Below are 21,233 nucleotides of genomic sequence, written 5' to 3'. Positions count from 1 at the left end.
ACCTTCCATAGACGAGCACCCCGGACCGGTTAAACAGTGGATTGGCCGACGAATAGGTCCACGTAATCGTGTTGCCGTCGTCGCTGAACCGCGGTGACGCGTTGTAATCTGGCTCAGACGTAGACGCGTTGAACCAGTAGAAGATCGGATTGCTGCCACTGGCCGGAACACTCACCGATCCGCTAACACCCGCGCTGAGCTGCTGGCGCCTCATGATCCGTGGCAATCGCGTAGTGATGTCGACCAAGATGTTCCCGGCTGGATCGCGTTGCCTCAATCCAACCGCCATCACAGGAGCTCCCCAAGTTCGACCAATGCAACATTGCCAGCGCTGTTCCAGAATCGCAGCGCGCTATCTGTCAGCTCCATGTATCCCCCGTTGGCATTCACGCCTCGCATCGTCAGCGATGCGTTCTTGTCCAGCTTCCACCGCGGCTGTCCGCCAGCACCGACCGCCGTCGACTGGATCACATCCCCGATCATCGCGTTCTGGATCCATCCGGTGCCGATCAGGGCCTGGTTGATGAAGGTCTGTCCGCCCTGAATGACGAATGGCGCGGTCACGTTGTTGTTGGCCAGATTGATCACCGCAAACCGGTCGGCCTGGAACAGGATCTGGCTCTGGTAGCTGCCGTCGGGCTGGTTCTCGATGCCGATGCCCATGCCGGCAGCGTAGTACCGGCCATTGGCCGCCACCTGAAGCTTCAGGGTCCATGAGGCGCTGATCCGGCCGTTCATATCGATCACGGCCTGAGAAGTCTGTTGGACGAGCGCATTGGTCTGTCCCACCGATGCTTCCGTGGTATCGATACGCCGCGATAGCGCGTAATCGCCGGTGGCAATGACTGACAACGTAGTTATGGTTCCGGCTAAGGACGTTTCCTCACCAGCGTTCCAGTCTTCGTCACCTGCATGCTCTGCGCTGTACTGTGCAACCAGGCCATTCACCTGCTGGCCAACCGCGGTGATCTTGCCGTCCACCTCCGTCACATCCAGCTCCAGCTGATCGACCCGACCCACCAAAGCACCGGCCTGCGCGACCGCCACACCTACGTCCTTCCACTTCGTGCCCGGCGGCTCCTCATTGCCCGGCGCGTTGTCGTTCCACAGCCAGATCTTGCCGTTGTGCACTACTGTGTCGCCGGCCTCGTACGTGGCGCCGGCCTCCCAGATCAGTGGCACGATCTGGTCGATGCTCTCGATCTTGGTCAGCAGATCCTGACCAAGCGCACTCTCCGTTATCCGTCCCGAGAAATAGGCGTCGTAGTCCGACTGGTTGGTGCTGGCCTCGCCCATCACTCCAGCGCCCGCCGGATACCACGGGCCAATGTTGCCACTGCGGTCAACCAGCCTTGCCCAGAAGTAGAACCGCGCACCGGCGGCCAAGCCGTCCAGTTCTAGACGGTTCTGCGGGTACGCATAGTCGCCCAGCTTCGTGGCCGTCTCGCGATTCGGGCCGGTGCTGCGCCAGATCTCAGTGCGCTGGGTGTCGGTCGCCCCAGGCGGGAACGACCACGCCAGTCGGATGCCGAACACAATGGACGTGGCAGTCAGCGAGGTCACCGCCGGCGGCGGCTCGGTCTTGCCTGCGATGGTCGTGAGTGGGCTCACCGCCGGAAGCGAAACGGCATTGAGCGCATTCACCGCCCTCACTCGCGCGAGGTACTGGCCAGCGTAGATCCCGGGCACCTCGATGCTGGTGGTGGCCACCCGCCCCTGGCGCACCCAGTTAAGGTCGTCGCGGCGCCACTCCACGTCGTACGCAATGGCCTTGTCTGCCGGGTCCCACTGGATGGTCAGCGTCGGTGTGGCGATGCCCTGCTCGATCACCACGTGCGAGGACAGGGCCACGTTGGTCGGCGGCGGCTGAACGCTCGGCGGGATGATGCTGATCGGCGGAAGCTCCAGCCGCGTGCCATCGTCGATCGCCGCATATTTGCCCGGGACGTGCTTCAGCGCAGTGATGTTGTAGGTCAGTTCCTCGCCTTCAGTGGTGGCGATCACCCGGAACAGCTGCAGCACCAGGTCGCTGGATTCGGTGGCCCACACCGACTGCGGCACCGGGATAGCCGACCACGGTGCCGAGACGGTGACCACTCCCGTGGCGGCGTCGACGCCGTTGATGGTCCGGCCTTCCGTGCGTCCATTCGGCAGAGTGGCGCGCAAGGTGTCGCCCACGGCCATGGTCTCGGGAACCAGGTCCAGCGTGAGGCTACTGGCGCCTGCGGCACGGATGCGTCCCGCGTTCCGGCGCCCTGCCCGGTTCGGATCTGCCACCTGGATGACGTCGCCCGGCATGCAGTTGAGCGCGTCCAAGCCTACCGAGAAGCTGACGGTTTCGGTCTCCAGGTTCTCCGTGTACAGGATGTGGTTGCCCACCCGCTGCGCCTGCGCACGCGAATGACAGCCGATCGCCGTGACCTCGGTCTGGTTAACGCCGTAGCGCGCGATGGCGTCCATGTGCTGAACGACCTCCACCTTCTGCCGGCCGAAGTCGTCCGGATCGGTCCACGACACCAGCGCGACGGTGTGGCGCGCCTTCCGGCCGCTACCTTCGTAGTGGAAGCGGCCATCGATCACGTTGGCCTGGCTATAGGTCGCGCCAGGGTCCTTGGGCATGTCGGCGGAGGCCATGACCTGGCCAGCGGCGTAGAAGCTGATGCCGCGGAACATGCCAGCCATGTCCTGCAGCACCTTGTAGGCGTCCGCCCTGCTCTGCAGGTACAGGCTGCAGGTGAATCGCGGCTCCTGGCCGCCCATGCCGTCGCTCACCAACTGATCGCAATATTGGGCGATCTGGTACAGCCGCCACTTGTCCACCCAGTCCAGCGGGATGCGGTTTCCGAGGCCGAACCGGTCGTTGGTAACGATGTCGAAGAACACCCAGGCTGGGTTGTTCGTCCATGCCGACTTGAAGGTGCCGTCCCACACGCCACTGTAGGTGCGGGCGATGGGGTCGTAGTTGGTGGGCACGCGGATGATCCGCCCCCATACCCGGTAGGACCGCGACGGGATGTTCTGGAACTGGCTCGCATCGACCTGCACCGCACATAGCGCGCTGTTGGGATAGCGAAGCTTCACGTCGATGATCTCGGTCATCGAAAGCACGTTCACCGTGTCCGAGATCAGCGAGTTGTTCTTGTTCGGGGTCAGCCGGCGAATGCGAACCTGCCACTGCGAGCCGGCCGGCAAGTCAATTCGACGGCTGCGCTCATACTGCGTCGTGGTCTTGCCGGTGATCGCATCGTTGAGCACGGTGGTGTACGCGCCACCGTCGACAGACAGATCCACGGCGTAGCTGATCGAGTAGCCGTTTCGGTCGCCGTTCTCCTCATCCACCTTCTGCAGCGCGGGGACGGCGAGACGGATGCGCACGGCCGACAGGTCCGAACCGCTGACAGTACGCACGACCGGTTGGTCGCTGCGCAGCTCCACGTTCACAGCGATCTCGTTTTCGACCGAGGGAAACCCCGGGATGTAAACCTGATCCTGTGTCCCTGATCTAGTGTCGACGGTGACGCCAGCAAAGTTCAGCCCGCCGTCCGGGTTCTGGATGGGAACCTGGTTCAGGTAGATCGACTGGTTGCCGGCCACCAAGCCACGGATCTCGCCCTCGCTGACGAGGTCGATGATCCTGGCCACGGCCATCGAGTGCAGGCTGTCCGGGGTCTCCACCGGCGTGCGTCCGTTGCTGCCGCTCTTGCCGCCAGCGCCGGCCAGCTGCAGCCCACGGGCGATGGGAGTTTGGACTGGCAGGATCAAAGCTGATCCTCCGCCATGATGCCGCCGCTGATTACCGCGCTGCCGGTGAGCATTCCCTTCTGGTCGTGGCCGCCGTAGGCGACCGGCACAGGATTGCCCTGCGCTTGGGTATTGACGGTGCCGTTCATGCTGTAGCTCGGTCGGTTCTCGGCACTATCTTGGGAGCCCAGGCCTTTCGGCTGCGGCCCCAGCATCTGAGCAACGCCACCAATGACCATACCCACGCCGGCATTGATGAACGGCTGTCCCCAGCCACCAGCAATGTTCCCGTAGATGCCGACGACGATCAGGACAACCCCGAGGATGGTCTGCAGCACACCGCCTCGCTTGCTACCAAGCAGCACCGGCGCGATGCGGATGTCTTCATTTCCCGGTGGGTCCTGCAGCTGCTCCTTGGAGAGGTTCTGCCTGCCGATGAAGACAGCGAAGGCCATGCCATTCCGCTGGGCGCCATGGAGATAGCGCTCGAAGCCCGGCAGGACCGCACACAGCGCGCGCACGGCCTCGGCAGGGCTATTCACTGCCAGCCGGAAGGAGCGCCCGAAGCGGCTGCCCAACTGACCGTACAGGCGGATGGTGCGCAGGCGCTCAGACATGGGCTGCCTCCTTGTGGCGGACGATGTAACGGGTACGCTCAGCCCACATGCCGCCGTAGGTGATCACCTCCGACAGGCGGCCGTGCATGTGATGGAGCAGCTGGCCATCGCCGAGGTAGACACCGGCGTGGTTCGGGACGGGCGAACGGATCTGCATCAGTACGATGTCACCGCGCTGCGGCTCACCCTCAATCAGGTCAAAGCCCTCGGCGCGCAGCCGGTCCAGGCTGTAAAGGTCCTGGCCCTTCTCCCACCAGTCGTCCTCGCGCTCGTACTGGCTGAGCTGGATGCCAAGCTCGCGCGCGTAGAAGTCGCGCACCAGGCTGTAGCAGTCCAACTGGCCGTGAGCGAACTGCCGGCCCACCAGCGGCGCCTCGTAGCCGCACGGCTCGATGGTCTGCAGGTCGCCGCACTCAGGGCCGGCACCGGTGACCTGACCAACGCTAACGATGTGCCATGGCAGTCCGCTGGCCTCGCACATGACGCGGTCTGCGTCCGAAGCTGTGGCGGGGGCGTTCGGATGGCTGTGCACGACGGCCAGCACCTCGCCCACGTCCTCGGCGTCGGCGAAGTCCTCTGCTCGCAGCCGGAAGTGCTCGCAGGGTGTGGTCGCCACATTGCGGCACGGGATGTACGTCTCCCCGTCGCGGGCGGCCACGATCAGGCCGCAGCACTCGCGCGGGTACTCGGCCACGGCGTGCGCCTGGATGGCCTGCAGAGTCGTCTGTTGCATGGGTGTCGCCCATAGAAAAGGCCCGCACTGGGCGGGCCTAGGGTGATGAGTGGTGGCGGCCGGAGATGATCCCGGCATTGAAGGACTCCCGGTTCCTTCATGACGCTGCGGTCAGTAACGCATCAGCCTGCGTGTTCGCCACCGTGGGAGATCGTACTACGTGCGCAGCAGGCCAGCGGCCGGGAACCCGCCATAGGGCAGCGGCTTGTCGGCACCGAAGCGAAGCTTGCAGCTCCCCACCCTGCCCCCGCATTGGTCACGTGCGGGGTCGGCGGTCGGCACGTCGTTGGCGTCGGCCACGGCCGGCCCGTTGTAACCGCAGTAAGGGCCGCGGTAACCACCCCGGATCAGCCAGCCGCAGACGCCGGCGATGACCTGGCGGCCGGGAAGCTGCTCACCGTTGAGGTCGATCGCCGTAGTCAGCTCAAATTCGACGGTCTCCTTCGTCTCCGAGACCTTGCGCTCGATGAACCAGATCTCGTCGAGGAAGTGCTCGTTCGGGTCGGCCGTCGGGTTCCCCTCGGGGAAGTTCGCCGCGTCGAGATACTTGGCCAGCGTCTGCCGGCGGATCACGCGCGCGCCCACCAGGTCGTCGAACAGCAGGCACAGGGCCGTAATGCGGCCGTCGATGTTGCTGACCTTAAGTCGGGGGTTCGGCGGCTGATCGCTGGTCCGGGAGAAGCCGGTCGCCTCGATCGGCCAGGCCCCGTACTCCTGGCCCTGCCACCAGATCACGCCCGACTGCAGGTGCGCGTGGAAGAACAGCTGATCGGCGCCGAAGCTGCTGGCGTCCAGTTCGAACAGTGTAATGCGACCGCCTGGCTCCAACTGCTGGGCATCGGCGGTGATCATGCCGGCTCACCCTCCCGTCCGTCGTCGGAGAGCGTCACGGTCACGCGGACGGTCAATAGATAGACGATGTCCTTGGGCGCTCCGGTTGCTGGATCGGTGCATGAGTAGAGCACCGCATCAGTCTCCTGCTGGATGGCCAGACGAATGGTCTGCTCGTCGTTCTCGTCACGGTATACGCTCGCTCGCCATCCAGCTGCCGGTTGGATGCCTGGGCCTGTCACCCGGTACAAGCCGGTTCCGACCCGAGTGCACGCGATGCCCAGATCTTCAAACGAGCAACCGATGCTGGTCCCGGGCGCGTGGTCGCCATCGAGGACGATACTGCCGTCCGGCCGGATGTTGAACGCTGTAGCGCAGGTGCTGTCCATCGTCAGGCTCGCTTGATGAAGTTGTTGGCATCAACCGTTGTGTTTCCGGAGTGCCAGAACTGGCGCCAGGCACCGAACTGCGCACCGTTGATTGACTGGCTGAAGTACACATCGTTGCTGGTGCCGAACGCGAGCTGGTTGATCCATCGACCACTGCCCCTCGTGAAGTTTCCACTTGCGTCAGGTGCAACGTTTGCCCATGCCAACGCGACGCCGAACGCGGATGGCGTATTCGGAGTTCCCGAGGCATATGACTGAATGACTCGGGGACCCTCCCAAGCGTTCCAAGCCGATGGAATTGCGTCAGGCCACGACCCGTTGGAACCTTTGGATACTTTGCCGGTGTAGAGCTCAGTGCAGTTTGCGTTTATTTTTTGCGACATGCTTCGCGCTGGCTCTCCGCGCTTTCCGTTTGGTTGAACGGTATCAATGTCGATAATCTGCTGTGCCATGGCATTTCCTTACGGCTGGAACGTCTGTTCGAACGTGGCATTTAGCGTGAAAACGCCATTGCCATGGGGAATGAGGTTGTAGGTCTTGCACAGGTAGAGGCCCTGGGCCCCGAGCGGGGGCGTCCACAGGAAGGACACCGCACCCTTGCGGGCGCGCAGGAAGGACAGCGCCGGCCCGACCTTCGACTCGCGTCCGACGATGGAAATCGGCCAGGACTGCGTTTCGTTGTTCAGGCCATCGGCAGCGGTCTGGCGGTAGCCGTCTCCGAACCTGGCCTCACGGGTGAGGAAGTCGCCTGTGCCTGTGATCTCGGTGCGTACGCACCAAGTGAAGACCTCAGCCATTGCTCACCCTCATCTGATGGAAGAGGCCGCCGGGCCGCGACTGTTGGGTGGCCCACTCGTTCATCTTGGAAGTGAAGAACTGATTTAGCCGGCGAGCGTCCTCGCTGCCATCGCCCTGTTGGGTGGTGCTGGTGCCATCGGACGAGATGTTCATCGTGGTATTGAAGTTGTTGGTGATCCCGCCACCGCCTCCAATGGCGGATGCGGGCATGCCTGCGGTGATCGGACGAACCGAACCAGCGTCGCCAGGGATCAGGTAGGTCTTCCCGCCCTGGTCGAGCAATTCGGGCCGACCGCCCTCGCCGACCCTGTACATGCTGCCGGCAGCAACTGGACCGCCGCCTGCGCGCCCTCCAGCCATGCCGCCGATCGCACTGCCGACCGCGTTGATCCAGCTCGCCCCTGTGCCGCTGTAGCTGCTGGCCCAGCTGCCGATCATCTGGAAGATCTGCGAAGCCGCCGCCTGGGCAGCCATCTTCTGCAGCGTCTTCGCGAAGCTCTGAACCATCCCGCCCAAGCGTTCGGAGAACGGATCGAACAGGAAGTCGGCGAAGGCATCCTGCATGTTTCGGGCGGACTGGTCGGCGTAGGTGCTCCACTGCCCGAAGGTCTGCTCCACAGACGAGCTGGTGTCGTCGTCGATACCGAACATGCCGTCGAAGGCGTCGGCGAACTTCTTGGCGCTCTCGCCCATGATCGACTCGGCCTCGTCGATGTTGCCGAGCATGTCCAGCAGTGAGGCGCTGGAACGAAGCGCGGACTGCGCGGCCGCGTCGATACCCTTCAGTCCGCCGGACTGGATCTCGTAGTTGACCCGGCTCAGCTCCGAGCTGTCGCCGAACAGGGCGATCTGCCGCTCCAACTGTTCATTGGTGGACCGATAGGAGTCCTGCAGCTTCTTGGCCTGCTTGTCCTGCTGCGTCGCAGCCGCCGACTTCTTCTTCTCGCCCTCCGCCCAAGTCGCCTGGAGCTTTGCTTCCCACTCCGCTGCCCGGCGCAGTTGCTCGGTCTGGTCCTTGGTGGCCTGGATCTCTTCCGCCGTGGCTTGGGTGCGTCGCCCCCGGGGGCCGCTCCTTGCCCCCTCTGGGATGCCGGATCCGCCGCCCTGCATCGCAGCCCAGCCCTTGTCGGCATAGGCGGTGCCGGCCATGTAGTCCTTGGCGAAGGCGTCCCATCCGCCTCCCTGCGATCCGAACAGGCCGCTGTACTGGCCGGTGGCCAGCTTGATGACTGCGTTGCCCTGCTTCTCCACCGCCACCAGGCCGCCCCGCAGCCGATCCAGCCAGTCCTCGACCACCCCGAAGATCTCAGCCGCCTTGCCGATCTCGCGGAACGCCGTGGCGATCCCGTGAGCGACATCGCGGACGCCGCCGCCCTCCTTGGCGACGTCCACCAGCTGCGTGGTCAAGTCAGTCAGCGTCGGCAACAACTCGCTGGCCAGCTGGGTGAACCAACCCTGCGTTGCGGCGCGCAGGTCGTCCAGGCGGTCGTTGAACTCGGCCGCAGCCCCTGCGGTGTCCGAGTCGATGACGATGCCGAGCGAACGCGCCCGTTCCTCCATGGTCCGCATGCCATCGGCGCCGAGACTGAGGAACTCCAGGAATTCCGCGCCCGACTTGCCGAAAAGCTGCATCGCCAGCGCGGTCTTCGTGGTCTCGTTGCTGATGCCAGCGAACCGATTCTGCACCTCGGGAAGCAGGTCTTCGAAGCTCCGAAGGTTACCGGCCTGGTCCTTGACCGAGATCCCAAGCGCCTTGAACGTCTTGTCCGCGTCGCTGCCGGCCTTCGACGCATCCGCGATGTTCTTGCTGAACTTGGGAATGATGCCGACCAGACCTTCCAGGTCCGATCCAGTCATCTTGGCGGCGTAGCCCCACCCCGACAGCGTCTCCGTCGAGATACTGAACCTGGCGGACAGTTCGTCGATGCGGTCGGCAGCATTGATCGCATTGCTCAGGCCGGTGATCGCCGCGTCCACGCTCGCGAATGCAGCGATGGCACCGCCGATTACGCTGCCGATGGCAGTGAATCCGGCGACGATGCCCTTGCTGACGCCGGCCGCGGTCCGCTCCATCGACTTCATGGACTTCTCGGCCCGCTGGGTGTCCGTCACGAACGACCCGGTTTTCATCAACAGGTCGATGACGATGGAGCCGGCAGTTGCCATGCGATCAGCCTCTCGGGGGTTTCAGGCCGAATGCTGCGAGGGTTCGCAGGTCGGCATCGGGGAACTCATGGGCAACCGGATTCGGCTGCAGGAAGTCGAGGTTCTTCTGGATCGACCCGCCGAAACTGGCGCCGATAAGCGCAGCTGGGCGGTGGTAGCGATGCAGATCGTCGAAGGGGTACAGCTGATAGAAGGCCAGCCATCGCTGGAATTCAGGCTCGGGCAGATCGTCGATCTCCCCGAGCGTTTTGCCGAGCGCGAGGCCTAGGATGCAGCTGAAGTACTCGCGCCCACGCTCGGCAATGACTTTTTTGCGTCTTCACCGATCCCGGCCACGGCCATGACGTGGGGGAACAGGTCGGTGAGGCCGTTCGCCGTCAGGTTCTGCGACTCGGCCTCGCTCAGGACCAGCGTCCCGTCGGCGTCGCACAGGCTGGCCGCCACCAGGCGCTGCATCGCAAAGCAGGTCTCGTCTTCGTTGCCGGAAGCTTCAGCCGCGCGCCAGCGGCGCATCTGGCCGGCGCTGACCTGGCGGAAGTGCACGGTCTCGGTCGTACCGTCGCTGAACTTCACCTCGCGCGCGACGGGGGCGTTGCTCGTCAGGATCTTGCTCTTGTCCATCAGCCGTTCTCAGTAGGTGGGCGCCGGGTACGCGACGGCTGGGCGCGCAGAGCCGGACACCCGGAAAGTCTATGCGTGAGCCGTCAGGCCGAGTACGGCCCGTTCCAGTGGGGGACGACGCTGCCACTGCGCTGGATCGTCAGCGTGCCGCGCACGATCTCGTTGGTGGCGATGTCGATGTTCAGGTCCGCGACGTAGCCACGGAAGCCGATCGAGGTGCGCAGGGGCGATGCCGGGGGCACCAAGGCATCGCCGGTGCCCAGGGTGGGCGCAGCTACGCCGTCGCTCAGGCCGATCAGCCAGTCGATGACCTCGCGCGATTCCTTCAGATCGAACAAGATCTGGTGCGACTGGCTGCGCGGGATGAAGTTGAACGGGACGCTTACCTGCCCCGGATTGCCCAGGCCGCCCTCGAACTCCTTGTCACCAACAGTGCTCAGGCAGGTGGATTCGATCTGGTCGGCAGCGCCGCCCAGGCCGGTGATGCCAGTCGGGCACTCGAACTTCAGGACCGAGGCGACGCTGGAACTCAGCTTGTCCACGGTGAAGAGCTCGGACCCCTGGGTTTTGATGACGCCCTCGGTCATTGCAAAGTCCTCTGGTCAAAGAAAAACCGCCTCGCGGCGGTCGTTGGGGTGATGCCAGCGGCTCAGCGCTGGTCGATGAAGTCGGCCTCCATGCCGACCCGGAAAAGCCCGGTGTCAGGGTCGCGGTTGTTGACCACCAGTCGATTGCAGATCAGGTCCGCGTCCAGTGCAGCCCTCACGGCGGTTGCCAACGCCTCCACTTGACCGTCGGCGTTATCGCCACCGCAGTAGCAGTCGATCTGCACCGTTGTGAAATCACCGGTTGGCGCGCTGCTGAGATTGTCGAAGGGCTGACCAGAAATGATCTGCCAAGTGATGTAGGGCCTCTTCTCCGTCTGTTTGACGAACCCGTGCCGGCCGATTCGGTCACCGACGATCGCCTCGACAGCCGGCGTGTGTATGGTCCGGAACACCTTCGGGAACATCAGCGGCCTCCCCGGTTCTGCTGGGCCAGCTTGGTCACCAGGCGATCAATCCGCACGGTCAGGTCTCCGACCACAAGGTTGATCGTTTCCTCGCCACGCTCGTTCACCGTTCGACGGATGAAAGAGCGCGCGGGCTGGTGCACAGACCCGTACTCCTTCAGCTGCGCCGACTTCAGGGTGCTGACCTGCTCCCCCTTGCGGCCCGGGTACATCCTGCGCTTGATCCGGACCAGGTAGCGCTCGCCGTTGCCGTCGCTGGGCGCCTTTCCGCGCGTCGCGATGATGTTCTGCGCCAACAGGCCGGTGGACTCATCGCCCGGTTCGAGCACCGCCTGCAGGTTCTGACGCTCCTTGTCACGAAGAAACCTCGCGCCTTTGGCCAGCGCCAACTTCACCGGCCCGCCCTTCTTGCTCACGACCTCGGCCGGGAGGCTGCTCAGCGTGCGGATGATCCCAGGGATGCCGGTGATGTTGAACTCGACTTTCATGTCCACTACTGCCCGTCGTTGACGCCGGCCGAAACCGGGATCGTGATGTACTCCAGCCCAGACACCTTGTCGGGCAGCAGGCCTGCAATGTTGAAGATCTCGCCGCGGTGGATCAGGCGCATCGACGGCAACAGTCCATCGCGGTGACGCATGGTGATGCGCGCCGTTACCGCCGATTGGGTCTGACCGGACTGGATGAACTCGCGGGCGGACAGCGGCTCGACAGATGCCCATACGGTGGCCACGTCGACCCACGCCGTCTGCTCGACACCATCGCAGTCTCTGGTAGTCACCTGCTGCTGGATCAGCACGCGGTGGCGGAGCCTTCCTGCCGGCAGGCTCATGTCAGACCCCGAGGCCGATTCGATAAGGCCATAGCAGGCTATGGGCGCCCATCGGGACTTGGACCGTCGCCCCGTCGCTGCCTTGTACGTCTTCACGCGTGCGGTACAGGTGCCCCAGCATCAGCAGGATGGCCGCCCTGATTGAGTCGTTGACCAGCATGGGGTCGATCCCGGCAGTGCCGGCCAGCACAGCAGCGGCCATTGAGCCGGCGTCAGGGAAAACACAGCGATTGAGGAACTGCTGTGCAGCGCCCTCGGCCGCACCACCATACAACTCCAGCATCGCGTCGTCGGCGCTATCGGCCCGGCAGTGCTGCCGGGCCTGCTCGATGGTGATCAGCTGCATGGCTCAGGCCTGCGCCGGCGTTGCGGCCTTGATGGCAGTTTCGATGGCCTCGACCACCGTAGCGCGGGCCTTCTCACCCTTGGCAGTCTCAGCTTCCAGCGCAGCGGCCAGCAGTTCGAGGTCGGTCACCGCCGCGATAGCCACGATCGCATCGGCAGCCTTCTGGCGGACGAGCTGAGCACCATCCTTGGTCTCGCCAGTCGCCGGGGAATGGCCAGCACCGGCAGCGGCAGTCTGGCCAGCCAGCTTCACGAGGCCGCGCTTGACCAGCAAGTCGGCGTGTTGGGTGGATACATCGAACTCAGCGCCGCGACTACGGCTTCCGTGGTGTTCGAACGAGGTGAGTGCAATGACCTTGGCCATTATCTGAGTCCTTCGTCAGGGGTAGCGCCCGGCCATACCGGGCGACACGTGGTATCAGCCGCCGGCGCCAGCACCGTCGGTGACCGGCAGGCCGTCGAAGCCACCCTTCACGAATGCCTCGGGGCGGAAGACGGTCAGGCCCACGTCCTCTTCGCAGAGGATGGTGACCATGTTCTTGACGAAGTTGTCGCGGTCCTGGTTGGAGACCGTGATGTTCGCCTGCTCGCGGTCCCAGCCCTGAGCACCCATCTTGAAAGCACCGGTCAGGAAGTCGCCCAGATCCATGGCCTTGGTTGCCACGACCGGGCGCGCCCACAGACCGGGGACAGCCAGGCCACGCGGCGTGGCGAACAGGTAGGCGTTCTCGGTGGTCTTCGACAGCTCGATGGTGGTCCAATCGATCGGGTTCAGCACGATGCCATCGGCTTCGTACGAGGCCAGGGTCACCTGCAGCATGGCAATGCGCAGACGATCAATGGCCGTCTCGTTCTGCACGGTCACACCCGGGTTCGCATAGGCCGTGGCCTGGGTGTAGAGGCCATTGATGTTCAGGCCGACGCCCGAACCCTTCAGCAGCTGCGCTTCTTCCTTCAGCTTCAGGCCGTACATCAGGCGGCCATTGATGTAGGCCTGCAGCTGGCCCGCATCACGCAGCACCTGCTTGGACGCGCGGATCCAGTGGGCGATGGTGGTGATCTTGGCCGAGTCCAGCTCGAACGCCAGATCCGACTCCGGCTTCGGATTGGTCGGATTCTCGGCCACCACGTCGGCGTTGTTGGTGAATCCGGTCTCGCGCACGTATTCGATGCTGTCCGAGGTGGTGGTGCCCCAGGTCAGCAGGTCGCGCAGGAACAGGCGCTGGTTCGGGGTCGCCACGATGCCCGGAACGCGCTGGGGCTGGATCAGAGTGCCGGCCGAGGCGTCGTCGCGGGTGATAGCCGCCTTGACGGTGAAACTGCCCTGCATGCCCGGGTTGAAATTCTTGCAGGCATCGGACGCGGCAACCACTTCGCCGATGGTCAGCGCCTTGGCCGGCACGCCGCCGCCCTGCTCCAGCTTGGCGATGACCTGCTGGGCAGCCTGCAGGTTGGCCTGCAGCTCGCCCTGGGTGACCAGCAGCTGGTCGACCTTAGCCTTGGTTTCTTCGGACAGCTTCGCATGCGCGTTGATATCGGCCTTGGCCTGCTCAGCGTGCTTCTTCAGCTGCTCATTCACCTGCCCGAGGCTGGCGTTGATGTTCTTGATGTCGTCGTCGATCTGGGCCATTGAGGCTCTCCTTACAGGATGGTGGTGAGGTTGGCGGCAAGCGCCGCAGTAGTCGTGAAGCCGGCAGCGTCGCGCTGACCGTGTTCGGTGGGCTCGCCCTCACCGCTGCCAGCGGGATCACCCGCGCTGGACTTGAACTGGCTGATCAGCCGCATCGCCTCCGACTTGGGCATGCCAGAGGCCCGCAGGGCGGCCTCCATACGGCGCACCGCAGAGGCGTTCTTGCCGTCGTCGGCCTTGCCAATCTCATCGGAATCGAGCAGCGAATCGGCGAAGCCTTGGGAAACGGCAGCACTGCCGCCGATGTACGACTCTCGATCCATCAGCTTTTGCATGGCTTTGACGTCTTCGCCGGTCCTGGCTGCGTACACGTCGGCCATGGCCAAGTCGAATGGCTCGAGCTGGTCTGCGATCTCGCGAAGCTCGTGACGGTTGCCGGCCGCCAGAAGCCAGCAGTTATGGATCATCAAGAATCCAGCCCTGGCGATCTGGATCTTGTCACCGGCCATACCGACGATCGAAGCAGCCGACGCAGCAATTCCCATCACCTTTACGGTGACCTCGCCAGGATGCTCGCGAAGCATCGAGTACATGGCCAAGCCCTCGAACATGTCGCCGCCCGGCGAGTTGATGGCGACGGTGACCGGCCCCTTACCAAGCGAGCGCAGGGCCGCAGACATGCGCTTCGCCGTGAAGCCGCCACCGGTCCACCAGTCCTCGCCGATCACGTCGTAGATGCCGATGGTCCGGTCGTCCTGCTCATCAGCTGTAGCGCGGATGCTGGAATCCCAACGATCAAAGGCCGCCGGCGCGATGTAGCTGCGCACATCCATCTGCGGCCGTCCTCTGGGAACGCCCGGGGTTGCACGGATGGTCATCGATTACTCCTTGCTGGTGGCGTCGGGAACGCCGAGAAATGCGCGCATCGATGCGCGGGCAGCATTGCCGTCTTCGGCCAAGCCAAGCTTGTCCAGCGGCGCGAGAGCGGTCTGCACCGTCAGCACCGCGGCGTTTCCACCCATAGGTTCGCGATCCTCTAGCTCGCGCACTTCGTCGCGGGTCAGGATGCCGTTGTTCACCATGGCCGCGTAGAAGGAAGCGCGCCCAGCGCTGTCGGCGCGCAGAAGCCCTTCGACTGCGAACTTGGGGTAAAACCGGGTGCGCTCTGAGGGCGTCAGAAGGTCCTTGCTGATCGCCTGTTCAATCCGGCGAAGCCAAGGTCCAAGCGTGAATGTCAGAAAACCGATCATCTGCTGCTCGATTCCGGTGCCCCAGCTGGTCGACTTCTCGGCGTGGCCAACCATGAACGGAGGAACACGGAACCAGCGACAGATCTCCTCTACCGAAAACGCGCGTGATTCGAGCAGCTGGGCGTCGGCCGGGTTGATACCAATCGTCTTGATATCAGACCCCGCTTCCAGAATGACTGGTCTCCCAGCATTCACGGCCCCACTGAGCGTTTCCAGGGTTTCCCTCGCCTCTTTTCGCTGTTCGGGCTTAAGCGTGCTCGGGTAGGAAATAGCAGTGGTCGGCATCAGCCCCTTGGAGAACGTTGAGCTTGCCGCCATGTCAGCGCCGATGGCGGCGCCGAATACCTCTGCACCGTAACCAATGACAGAGACGCCCTCCACACCGTCCAGGGAGAACCCGGGTATCCCCCAAATGCGATCGTTCGGGATCTCCCGCTGGAGGCCGTTCTCGTCGGTATACCTCCACACCTTGACCCCGTCGCGCCGAAACCAGGTCAGCCGATCAGGATGCAGGAACTGGAGGCCCACCAACCGGCCGCCCATCATCAGCTTTTCGCAGCGCGCGTTACCGCGAAGCAACATGGCCGCCACGCTCGCCTCCCAATGTACAGCTGCGGTCGTGTCTGCATTTGGCTGATCGTGAATGATGAACTGCAGCGGGTGCTGGCTCGCCACTCTCTTACCGCTACTCGTCTTCTCGTACATCGAGAGCGGGAGCGTCGAAATAGTCTCCGATATCAACCGAACACAGGACCAGACGGCCGAAAGCTTCAGCACGGTTTGATGATTCACCGGCACACCGGCCGCCGAGCTCGATCCAAAGAACTCCGCCCAGAAGTCGCTGTCAGTAAGATGGATCGGGACGCCGAGCCACTTAAGCGCTGCAGCGCGCAGGCGCCCTGGCTTCTTCATCATTTTCATCCGATCACCGGGCTATTGAGGAAATCATCGATCGGCTGCTCGGTGCTGGTGGTCAGACTCACACCGAGGGCCATCAGCAACGCGGTCATGTCGTCGATCTTGTCGGCGGACCGGCGCTTGTCCGGCGCCATGTTCAGGTTTACGTCCTTGCGAGCGACCAGGTTGGCCGCGCACCAGGCCAACACAGGGTCGCCGTCGTGCACCAGCCGCTTTCCGATGTAGGCGCGCTCCAGCTCGACCATCGCGGGGTGGTAGGACTTCGTCCCTTGGATGAACTCAACCAGCGGAACCTCTGCGGCTACCAGCCGGCTGACCATCTCGGTCGCGTTCCAGCGATCAAACGCAAGCGACTGCAGGTTGAAGCGCTCGTGCACGTCCAGAACCGCCTGCTCAATCACCGCGTAGTCGGTGACCTCGCCCTCAGTCTGCTCCAGCAGCCCGGCTGCGACCCACCCCGCGTACGGGACAGTGCCGCGCTCGGTGCGCTGTGCCACCGCGGACTCGGGCACCCAGCGCCGTCCCCAGGTGATGATCTTGTCATCCAAGCGCCAGACCAGCCGCAGCGATGCAAGGTCGCGCGTGCTGGCAAGGTCAAGTCCACCCCAGCATGGAACGTCCTTCAGTGCATCAAGATCGACTACGCCATGGCAGGCATTCCACTTCGGCAGCAGGATGAAACCGTTTGCCGCTGCGGCAGGTCGGTTCAGCCGCTTGATCTGGAACTCAGCGAGCTTCGAAGGCATCGCCTTCGCCTCGATCGACTCCTTCCTGATTGCCGCCAGCAGATGGGGGTTCACGTCCATCAACGGGTTGGCCTTGTGCCAGGCCTTCTCGTCGAAGTCCCCGTCCTCCTTGTCCACAGCGAAGAAGATGGCCAAGAAGTGGTCTGCTGCGTCGCCGAACACCCCTTCCAGCAGCTGCGTGGCGAACTGCCGAATCTCTGACCATGGACCAGGATTCGCGTATCCCTCTGTGGTCGTGAACAACCACAGAGGATTCCGGCGCGCACCGGCGGCCGACTGCAATACGTTCAGCAGATCGGGGGTCTTGTGCGCATGGATCTCGTCGAGACCGACGTGGGACGGGTTAAGGCCGTCCTGCGTCGATGCCTTCGCGTTGATCGGTTTGAACGTCGCGCCGGTCTCGACCCGGCTGATCGCATTGGCCCAGCACTCCAGCCCGTAGGCCTCCCTCAGATCGGCCTTCTTCTCGGCCATCCGCTTGGCCACGTTGAAGATGATGCGCGCCTGGCTGCCAGTGGTAGCCGCGGAAATGACCTGCGCACCCTCTTCCTCTTCACAGCATTCGCAGTAAAGCAAGATGGCGGCCGACAGCGTCGACTTCGCGTTCTTGCGCGCGACCGCGAACAGTGCGGACGTGAAGCGTCGGGTTCCATCGGGCTTGCGGAACCCGAACAGCTGAACCACGAACCAGACGTGCGATGGGTGTAGCCGGATCTCCGGCGTCTCCCACTTGCCTTCCACGTGCGGGAGCAATTCGATCCAGCTGCAGGCGTGATTGGCGTGATCGCGCGAGAAGGAGAAGGGCGCCCCCTTCTTCTTTGCGCGCTTCAGATCGTCCAGGAACCGTTTCGCTGCCAGCTTGATCAGCCGGCCGAACCTCCCTCCCCTATCTGCCGCAGCCGCTTTCGCATACCCGATCGCGACATCGACGTAGTCATTTTCCGGCGGCGCGGGGCTTTCCGAGCGCGGAGAACGCGTTGCTCGGCTTTTCCGTGTCGCCATTCGGTTTCACCTTTCCCTGCGCCACTGGCGTCAGGCCGAAGTCGTTCATCAGTCCACGCAGCTGGGCAACCATCGATGCAACCGGCGCCTCGCCGGCGGCGTACAGCTGGACGGTTTTTCCATGAAGAGCGCAGAGCTGGCCGAGCGCCGACAGCCCGGCCTCGGTCAGGAGCTTGTTTGCGTGGAGGATCGGAGCTAGGCGCTCCCATTCCTTACGTGCGTGTGCGTTGGGCATCCAGTCCGGTGCCGGTGGTACATCGGACACCAGAGGGAGTTCGGTGGCGGCAGGAGCTTCGCGGTCGGGCCGGTCGGTGCCGGCCACCACCTTCAGCGCTGTCGGCTTGCGGGGGCGGGACATAGACGGGCCTCAAAAACTGAATTTTCCGAATTGACGGTGCAAAAAAACGACTGAGCGGCCGGTGTCCGAGGGGAACGCTTCGAACATTTTCCCCTCCCCCCCCGGAGCGCTTGATGAGAATCGATCGCATTCATCGCTTCGACAGCTACGGATGAGAACGATTCGCGCCTCGTGCCGCCTCTGCCTTGGTCTTGGTGCCGTGGCACTCGCAGCAGATCGCCTGCAGGTTATCCAGCGCATCCGTGCCACCTTCAGCCTGCGGCACAACGTGGTCAACCTCTTCTGCCTGGCGGATGCGACCGGCTGCACGGCATGGCTGACAGAGGTACAGGTCACGTGCCATCACTGCATCGCGCTTGCGACGCCACGGCCTTCCGCCTCGGCCTTTGCCGTAGTTCTCCTGCGGTGCTTGCGCGACGTGTACCGGAGCCAGCTGCGGCATCGGTCTATGTCGACGAGGGTAGCTTGCCATCAGCCCAGGCTCTGCGACTGGTCGCGCTCGCCTGGCACCAGCTCACCGTCCAGGCTGCGGGCTACCTCGTCCTGCTCTTCCTCGCCCTCAGCTGCCAGCGCGGCCAACAATGCATCAACCTTCCCTTCAAGCCTGGCGGTGGCCTGGCGCTGCTCTTCCTGCTGCAGCTCGATCCGGCGCAGCAGGTCGTGCAGGCTCATCGCGTCACCTCGGCACGGTCTGCTGCGATGACGGCTTGGCTGGCACGGATGTGGTCGTCTGCGTCTCGGCCGACTTGAACAACAGCTCCCGCAACCTCTGCTCGTAGTTGGGCGTGCGCATCACGTTCGATGGTGCCGGCGACAGCCTGGGACAGGCGAGCGGTGTTGCAGGTGGCGAGGTCGTCGCGCAGCTGGAGGCTGCCATCGCGCACGCCAGCAACAACAGCAGCAGGGACGGCCGTGGCCGCGGTGCGGTCTTCTTCATGCTTGGCTCCGATGGTGGCCAGCGCCTCGGCGTGGCTGTGCTCTACGGCACGGGTCTGGGTGATCTGCTCGACCTGGGCGGCGCTGGCGCCGGCCAGCTGCCGGGCTTCCACTGTCTCAGCCCGGTCACCGCGCCAGGCCCAGCCTGCGCCGAACATGCCAGCAGACCAGGCGACGAACACCAGAAGGTAGATAGCAATTCGGTTCATCTCAGGCTCCCGGGCCCTTGCGGGTCATGCCGAAGAAGTAGCCGATAACCATGCCGGTCGCGTTGTTCAAGCCACCGATCAGCATGCCGAACGAGTCCTTGTTCTCCGGCGGAATGGCCACTGCGATCAGGGCGGCCATGGCCATCCCAAGCAGGAACAGCACCAGCACGGCAATGCCGACGCGAGCGGCGCCTATGTTGCGGGTCGCGAAGGTCATGCGGCACCTGCCAGTGAATGAATTTCCTCCAGCGCCCAGTGGTAGAGCTGCTGGTCGATGATGGTCACGCGCGTGAGGCGCTTGCCGCGCACCTCCTTGATGGCCACCTGAGTGGACTGCTGAACTGCCAGCAGCACGAATGCGATTCGCTGCTTGGTCGGATCAGGCTCCTGCAGGACGGCCAGCGCATCGCTGACCATCTCGCGGATTGCCAGCAATAGCTCCGCCGTGGGGCTTTTGGCTTTCTGACTCTCCAGCACCACCAGCACGCCCTGCAGCTGGTTGACCGGCGACAACTTGGCGCCCTTCTTCTTCGGCGTCATGCGGCCAGCGCCTTCAGCGCGCGGGCGTAGCGTGCCCTTCGGTCAGCCGCGCCGGTCTGCCCACCGTTGATTCGCTCGGTGATCTCATCGAAACGGCTGGCATCCGCCAGCTTGTTCAGGGATCGGGCATCCCAGAATGCTCCGGCGGCCAGGGCACCCCATTTCGGCTGCTCCAGTTCCTCGGGTCTGGCCTCGAAGTCAGGCACGCCCTTGATGCCCTTCGCACGGAGAGCGTCGCGGATGGCCGCGTAGTTGGCCCGGCCCGTGTTCTGGATGGGACCACGGCCGCGATAGCGGTAGCCATCGCCACTCGACTCCGAGCCGTTGCCAAGCCGATTGGCGTAAGCGTTGTTGCCGATCGCAACCGGCTTCCGCTCCAGCGCGCGCGCCAGGTCGTTCGGCTTCCTCGGCTTGGCCCTGGGGTCAACGGCGTAGCGGCTGGGCCAGGTATCGGCCATGCCCTGCGCACCGTAGTTCAGGTTCTCGACGGTGCGGGTCAGGCTCGCCGACTCGTGACCGACCTGCGCCAGGAAGGCTGCCACCCGCTTCGGTGTGCTAATGCCAAACGCCGTGCAGGCGTCAGTCAGGGGCTGGGCCCACTGGGCGGCGACGGCGGCACTGCAGCCCACCGCCTGCTGGATTGTCGAGGCGGTCAGGATCATGGCGGTTCCGGAAATGAAAAACCCCGGCTGGGTGGCCGGGGTTAGGTCGTGCGCGATGGTAGAAAAATAGCGGGAAAAGTGCGGGGGTATCAACCCCGCACTTCACCAAGGCCATGCCTTGATGTTGAGCAGAGCAGGCACGTTGATCACCCTCGCCTGCAACAGCGCTGCGATGGCCATAATCACCGTGAGCCAACGGATAGCATTTTGGTTCTTCATCGACTCGCGGTGCTTCCGCTCCTCCTCTTCGTACTGGGACAAACTTGCAATCCCCTTCCCTGTCACCAAGTAGCGCACACCGTTCTTCTTCACTTCACCCAACTCCTCCAATGCATCCAGCATGGCCTCTACCTGATCAAGCCGGTCAAACGCGTCGACATTGTCGGCCCAGAATTGCCCCAGCAGCCGGCTAGCTACATCCCAAGCCGTTGGCTGCCTATCTCCAACTCGCAGGCTTCTGACGGTGTTGAGCACGGTATAGCGCTCCACAGCAGTCTTCTTCCTGTAACGGTCCAACTTGGAACGCGCTGCTCTGATCAAACGTAATAGGCGGATTCGGATTCGTCCCCATCGATAGCGCCGCTCGAGAGCGAAACTCTCCCAGTCATTGAAGGTGAGCTGTACGAGTCCGAGATACTCGTCAATTCTCGGCTTAGCCAACCATGCCTCGTGGATGCTGATTTCCCTTTCTGGCCCGAAGTGGCCTTCCTCATCAAGGGATAGGCAAACTACCCGACCATTCTCAAGCCGTCGATACAACAAAAGGTCATGGTGAGTTCAACCCGTCGACGCAACGGCTTGGCTCAGCTTAGCGGCTGGCGTCTGGAAGCCCAAGGTCTTACGAGGTCTTTCGTTGAGACGTCTGGCGATCTTGTTCAAGAATGCCTGCGAATGGCG

28 protein-coding genes are annotated in these 21,233 nt (G+C 63.7%); 1 reads left to right on the top strand and 27 read right to left on the bottom strand.

The window, feature by feature from the left end:
* Positions 1-288: 288 nt before the first annotated feature.
* From QRO91_RS02090 to QRO91_RS02055, 8 genes are all read right to left on the bottom strand, one after another.
* A complete protein-coding gene (locus QRO91_RS02090) occupies positions 289-3,762 on the bottom strand; it encodes a host specificity protein J (protein ID WP_285310218.1) in 3,474 nt (1,157 codons plus the stop codon).
* Positions 3,759-4,358, bottom strand: coding sequence for a tail assembly protein (locus QRO91_RS02085; RefSeq protein WP_197650348.1), 600 nt, complete (start codon positions 4,356-4,358; stop codon positions 3,759-3,761). The genes QRO91_RS02090 and QRO91_RS02085 overlap by 4 nt, the downstream gene beginning before the upstream one ends.
* On the bottom strand, positions 4,351-5,091 hold the full coding sequence (locus QRO91_RS02080; RefSeq protein WP_285310217.1) for a C40 family peptidase: 741 nt from the start codon (positions 5,089-5,091) through the stop codon (positions 4,351-4,353). Before QRO91_RS02080 ends, QRO91_RS02085 begins: the two co-directional genes overlap by 8 nt.
* Before the next feature lie 156 nt (positions 5,092-5,247).
* Complete coding sequence (locus tag QRO91_RS02075) at positions 5,248-5,943, bottom strand: phage minor tail protein L (RefSeq protein ID WP_197650350.1); 696 nt, start codon at positions 5,941-5,943, stop codon at positions 5,248-5,250.
* Positions 5,940-6,311: a hypothetical protein gene (locus QRO91_RS02070; RefSeq protein WP_197650351.1), complete on the bottom strand. Its 372-nt coding sequence runs from the start codon at positions 6,309-6,311 to the stop codon at positions 5,940-5,942. Before QRO91_RS02070 ends, QRO91_RS02075 begins: the two co-directional genes overlap by 4 nt.
* Positions 6,312-6,313: 2 nt before the next feature.
* Complete coding sequence (locus tag QRO91_RS02065) at positions 6,314-6,763, bottom strand: hypothetical protein (RefSeq protein WP_197650352.1); 450 nt, start codon at positions 6,761-6,763, stop codon at positions 6,314-6,316.
* 9 nt (positions 6,764-6,772) lie between these two features.
* Positions 6,773-7,108, bottom strand: a complete 336-nt coding sequence (locus QRO91_RS02060) for a phage tail protein (RefSeq protein ID WP_197650353.1) — start codon at positions 7,106-7,108, stop codon at positions 6,773-6,775.
* Complete coding sequence (locus tag QRO91_RS02055; protein WP_197650354.1) at positions 7,101-9,275, bottom strand: hypothetical protein; 2,175 nt, start codon at positions 9,273-9,275, stop codon at positions 7,101-7,103. Before QRO91_RS02055 ends, QRO91_RS02060 begins: the two co-directional genes overlap by 8 nt.
* Between QRO91_RS02055 and QRO91_RS02050 the strand changes: the two genes are divergently transcribed.
* Complete coding sequence (locus QRO91_RS02050; protein ID WP_197650355.1) at positions 9,274-9,543, top strand: hypothetical protein; 270 nt, start codon at positions 9,274-9,276, stop codon at positions 9,541-9,543. The two genes, QRO91_RS02055 and QRO91_RS02050, sit on opposite strands and share 2 nt — an antisense overlap.
* Here the strand turns inward: QRO91_RS02050 and QRO91_RS02045 are convergent.
* The 19 genes from QRO91_RS02045 to QRO91_RS01960 all read right to left on the bottom strand — a co-directional run bounded on the left by QRO91_RS02045 (position 9,540) and on the right by QRO91_RS01960 (position 20,825).
* Positions 9,540-9,896, bottom strand: coding sequence for a phage tail assembly chaperone family protein, TAC (locus tag QRO91_RS02045; RefSeq protein WP_197650356.1), 357 nt, complete (start codon positions 9,894-9,896; stop codon positions 9,540-9,542). The two genes, QRO91_RS02050 and QRO91_RS02045, sit on opposite strands and share 4 nt — an antisense overlap.
* Positions 9,897-9,979: 83 nt before the next feature.
* Positions 9,980-10,483: a phage tail tube protein gene (locus tag QRO91_RS02040; protein ID WP_119007730.1), complete on the bottom strand. Its 504-nt coding sequence runs from the start codon at positions 10,481-10,483 to the stop codon at positions 9,980-9,982.
* Positions 10,484-10,545: 62 nt separating this feature from the next.
* Positions 10,546-10,908, bottom strand: a complete 363-nt coding sequence (locus QRO91_RS02035; protein WP_119007729.1) for a DUF3168 domain-containing protein — start codon at positions 10,906-10,908, stop codon at positions 10,546-10,548.
* Complete coding sequence (locus QRO91_RS02030; RefSeq protein ID WP_197650357.1) at positions 10,908-11,396, bottom strand: hypothetical protein; 489 nt, start codon at positions 11,394-11,396, stop codon at positions 10,908-10,910. The genes QRO91_RS02035 and QRO91_RS02030 overlap by 1 nt, the downstream gene beginning before the upstream one ends.
* Before the next feature lie 5 nt (positions 11,397-11,401).
* The gene (locus tag QRO91_RS02025; RefSeq protein ID WP_197650358.1) at positions 11,402-11,740 is read right to left on the bottom strand and encodes a phage head closure protein; all 339 of its coding nucleotides are present in this window, start codon (positions 11,738-11,740) and stop codon (positions 11,402-11,404) included.
* A gap of 1 nt (position 11,741) precedes the next feature.
* Entirely contained in the window at positions 11,742-12,086 is a 345-nt protein-coding gene (locus tag QRO91_RS02020; protein WP_197650359.1) for a head-tail connector protein, read from the bottom strand.
* Between the two features lie 3 nt (positions 12,087-12,089).
* Positions 12,090-12,449, bottom strand: coding sequence for a hypothetical protein (locus QRO91_RS02015; protein WP_197650360.1), 360 nt, complete (start codon positions 12,447-12,449; stop codon positions 12,090-12,092).
* Positions 12,450-12,503: 54 nt separating this feature from the next.
* A complete protein-coding gene (locus QRO91_RS02010) occupies positions 12,504-13,715 on the bottom strand; it encodes a phage major capsid protein (RefSeq protein WP_285310216.1) in 1,212 nt (403 codons plus the stop codon).
* An 11-nt stretch (positions 13,716-13,726) separates the two neighbouring features.
* The gene (locus QRO91_RS02005; RefSeq protein ID WP_197650362.1) at positions 13,727-14,593 is read right to left on the bottom strand and encodes a head maturation protease, ClpP-related; all 867 of its coding nucleotides are present in this window, start codon (positions 14,591-14,593) and stop codon (positions 13,727-13,729) included.
* A 3-nt stretch (positions 14,594-14,596) separates the two neighbouring features.
* Complete coding sequence (locus tag QRO91_RS02000; RefSeq protein WP_197650363.1) at positions 14,597-15,886, bottom strand: phage portal protein; 1,290 nt, start codon at positions 15,884-15,886, stop codon at positions 14,597-14,599.
* Entirely contained in the window at positions 15,883-17,631 is a 1,749-nt protein-coding gene (locus QRO91_RS01995) for a terminase large subunit (protein ID WP_197650364.1), read from the bottom strand. Before QRO91_RS01995 ends, QRO91_RS02000 begins: the two co-directional genes overlap by 4 nt.
* On the bottom strand, positions 17,564-17,989 hold the full coding sequence (locus QRO91_RS01990) for a hypothetical protein (protein WP_197644492.1): 426 nt from the start codon (positions 17,987-17,989) through the stop codon (positions 17,564-17,566). Before QRO91_RS01990 ends, QRO91_RS01995 begins: the two co-directional genes overlap by 68 nt.
* Positions 17,990-18,134: 145 nt before the next feature.
* Positions 18,135-18,332 carry an HNH endonuclease gene (locus QRO91_RS22530; RefSeq protein WP_197650365.1) on the bottom strand — a complete coding sequence of 66 codons (198 nt, stop codon included), beginning with the start codon at positions 18,330-18,332 and terminating at the stop codon, positions 18,135-18,137.
* Between the two features lie 128 nt (positions 18,333-18,460).
* Complete coding sequence (locus tag QRO91_RS01985) at positions 18,461-18,661, bottom strand: hypothetical protein (RefSeq protein ID WP_197650366.1); 201 nt, start codon at positions 18,659-18,661, stop codon at positions 18,461-18,463.
* On the bottom strand, positions 18,658-19,134 hold the full coding sequence (locus QRO91_RS01980; protein WP_285310215.1) for a hypothetical protein: 477 nt from the start codon (positions 19,132-19,134) through the stop codon (positions 18,658-18,660). Before QRO91_RS01980 ends, QRO91_RS01985 begins: the two co-directional genes overlap by 4 nt.
* Before the next feature lies 1 nt (position 19,135).
* Positions 19,136-19,351, bottom strand: a complete 216-nt coding sequence (locus tag QRO91_RS01975) for a hypothetical protein (protein WP_043034789.1) — start codon at positions 19,349-19,351, stop codon at positions 19,136-19,138.
* Positions 19,348-19,674 (bottom strand): hypothetical protein, encoded by a 327-nt coding sequence (locus QRO91_RS01970; protein WP_053462892.1) that lies wholly within the window; start codon positions 19,672-19,674, stop codon positions 19,348-19,350. Before QRO91_RS01970 ends, QRO91_RS01975 begins: the two co-directional genes overlap by 4 nt.
* Positions 19,671-20,336, bottom strand: coding sequence for a glycoside hydrolase family 19 protein (locus tag QRO91_RS01965; protein WP_285310214.1), 666 nt, complete (start codon positions 20,334-20,336; stop codon positions 19,671-19,673). The genes QRO91_RS01970 and QRO91_RS01965 overlap by 4 nt, the downstream gene beginning before the upstream one ends.
* A 102-nt stretch (positions 20,337-20,438) precedes the next feature.
* Positions 20,439-20,825: a hypothetical protein gene (locus tag QRO91_RS01960; RefSeq protein ID WP_197650369.1), complete on the bottom strand. Its 387-nt coding sequence runs from the start codon at positions 20,823-20,825 to the stop codon at positions 20,439-20,441.
* Between the last annotated feature and the right edge of the window lie 408 nt (positions 20,826-21,233).

Origin of the sequence: Stenotrophomonas maltophilia group sp. Smal32, from assembly GCF_030237085.1 — a bacterium.
Classification (GTDB): Bacteria; Pseudomonadota; Gammaproteobacteria; order Xanthomonadales; family Xanthomonadaceae; genus Stenotrophomonas; species Stenotrophomonas maltophilia_Q.
The sequence above is the reverse complement of the archived record's forward strand: the minus strand, read 5'-3'. Positions and strand labels throughout refer to the sequence as shown.

What these genes read in the sequence shown, in the direction of transcription:
- QRO91_RS02055 (WP_197650354.1), bottom strand. Translation starts at nt 9,275, where the DNA reads ATGGCAACTGCCGGCTCCATCGTCATCGACCTGTTGATGAAAACCGGG.
- QRO91_RS02040 (WP_119007730.1), bottom strand. Translation starts at nt 10,483, where the DNA reads ATGACCGAGGGCGTCATCAAAACCCAGGGGTCCGAGCTCTTCACCGTG.
- QRO91_RS02075 (WP_197650350.1), bottom strand. Translation starts at nt 5,943, where the DNA reads ATGATCACCGCCGATGCCCAGCAGTTGGAGCCAGGCGGTCGCATTACA.
- QRO91_RS02085 (WP_197650348.1), bottom strand. Translation starts at nt 4,358, where the DNA reads ATGTCTGAGCGCCTGCGCACCATCCGCCTGTACGGTCAGTTGGGCAGC.
- QRO91_RS02080 (WP_285310217.1), bottom strand. Translation starts at nt 5,091, where the DNA reads ATGCAACAGACGACTCTGCAGGCCATCCAGGCGCACGCCGTGGCCGAG.
- QRO91_RS01975 (WP_043034789.1), bottom strand. Translation starts at nt 19,351, where the DNA reads ATGACCTTCGCGACCCGCAACATAGGCGCCGCTCGCGTCGGCATTGCC.
- QRO91_RS01980 (WP_285310215.1), bottom strand. Translation starts at nt 19,134, where the DNA reads ATGAACCGAATTGCTATCTACCTTCTGGTGTTCGTCGCCTGGTCTGCT.
- QRO91_RS01990 (WP_197644492.1), bottom strand. Translation starts at nt 17,989, where the DNA reads ATGTCCCGCCCCCGCAAGCCGACAGCGCTGAAGGTGGTGGCCGGCACC.
- QRO91_RS01985 (WP_197650366.1), bottom strand. Translation starts at nt 18,661, where the DNA reads ATGAGCCTGCACGACCTGCTGCGCCGGATCGAGCTGCAGCAGGAAGAG.
- QRO91_RS02015 (WP_197650360.1), bottom strand. Translation starts at nt 12,449, where the DNA reads ATGGCCAAGGTCATTGCACTCACCTCGTTCGAACACCACGGAAGCCGT.
- QRO91_RS02030 (WP_197650357.1), bottom strand. Translation starts at nt 11,396, where the DNA reads ATGAAAGTCGAGTTCAACATCACCGGCATCCCTGGGATCATCCGCACG.
- QRO91_RS02070 (WP_197650351.1), bottom strand. Translation starts at nt 6,311, where the DNA reads ATGGACAGCACCTGCGCTACAGCGTTCAACATCCGGCCGGACGGCAGT.
- QRO91_RS02000 (WP_197650363.1), bottom strand. Translation starts at nt 15,886, where the DNA reads ATGAAAATGATGAAGAAGCCAGGGCGCCTGCGCGCTGCAGCGCTTAAG.
- QRO91_RS02010 (WP_285310216.1), bottom strand. Translation starts at nt 13,715, where the DNA reads ATGGCCCAGATCGACGACGACATCAAGAACATCAACGCCAGCCTCGGG.
- QRO91_RS02060 (WP_197650353.1), bottom strand. Translation starts at nt 7,108, where the DNA reads ATGGCTGAGGTCTTCACTTGGTGCGTACGCACCGAGATCACAGGCACA.
- QRO91_RS02020 (WP_197650359.1), bottom strand. Translation starts at nt 12,086, where the DNA reads ATGCAGCTGATCACCATCGAGCAGGCCCGGCAGCACTGCCGGGCCGAT.
- QRO91_RS01995 (WP_197650364.1), bottom strand. Translation starts at nt 17,631, where the DNA reads ATGGCGACACGGAAAAGCCGAGCAACGCGTTCTCCGCGCTCGGAAAGC.
- QRO91_RS02045 (WP_197650356.1), bottom strand. Translation starts at nt 9,896, where the DNA reads ATGGACAAGAGCAAGATCCTGACGAGCAACGCCCCCGTCGCGCGCGAG.
- QRO91_RS02065 (WP_197650352.1), bottom strand. Translation starts at nt 6,763, where the DNA reads ATGGCACAGCAGATTATCGACATTGATACCGTTCAACCAAACGGAAAG.
- QRO91_RS01970 (WP_053462892.1), bottom strand. Translation starts at nt 19,674, where the DNA reads ATGACGCCGAAGAAGAAGGGCGCCAAGTTGTCGCCGGTCAACCAGCTG.
- QRO91_RS01965 (WP_285310214.1), bottom strand. Translation starts at nt 20,336, where the DNA reads ATGATCCTGACCGCCTCGACAATCCAGCAGGCGGTGGGCTGCAGTGCC.
- QRO91_RS02025 (WP_197650358.1), bottom strand. Translation starts at nt 11,740, where the DNA reads ATGAGCCTGCCGGCAGGAAGGCTCCGCCACCGCGTGCTGATCCAGCAG.
- QRO91_RS02050 (WP_197650355.1), top strand. Translation starts at nt 9,274, where the DNA reads ATGCGATCAGCCTCTCGGGGGTTTCAGGCCGAATGCTGCGAGGGTTCG.
- QRO91_RS02005 (WP_197650362.1), bottom strand. Translation starts at nt 14,593, where the DNA reads ATGACCATCCGTGCAACCCCGGGCGTTCCCAGAGGACGGCCGCAGATG.
- QRO91_RS22530 (WP_197650365.1), bottom strand. Translation starts at nt 18,332, where the DNA reads ATGGCACGTGACCTGTACCTCTGTCAGCCATGCCGTGCAGCCGGTCGC.
- QRO91_RS02035 (WP_119007729.1), bottom strand. Translation starts at nt 10,908, where the DNA reads ATGTTCCCGAAGGTGTTCCGGACCATACACACGCCGGCTGTCGAGGCG.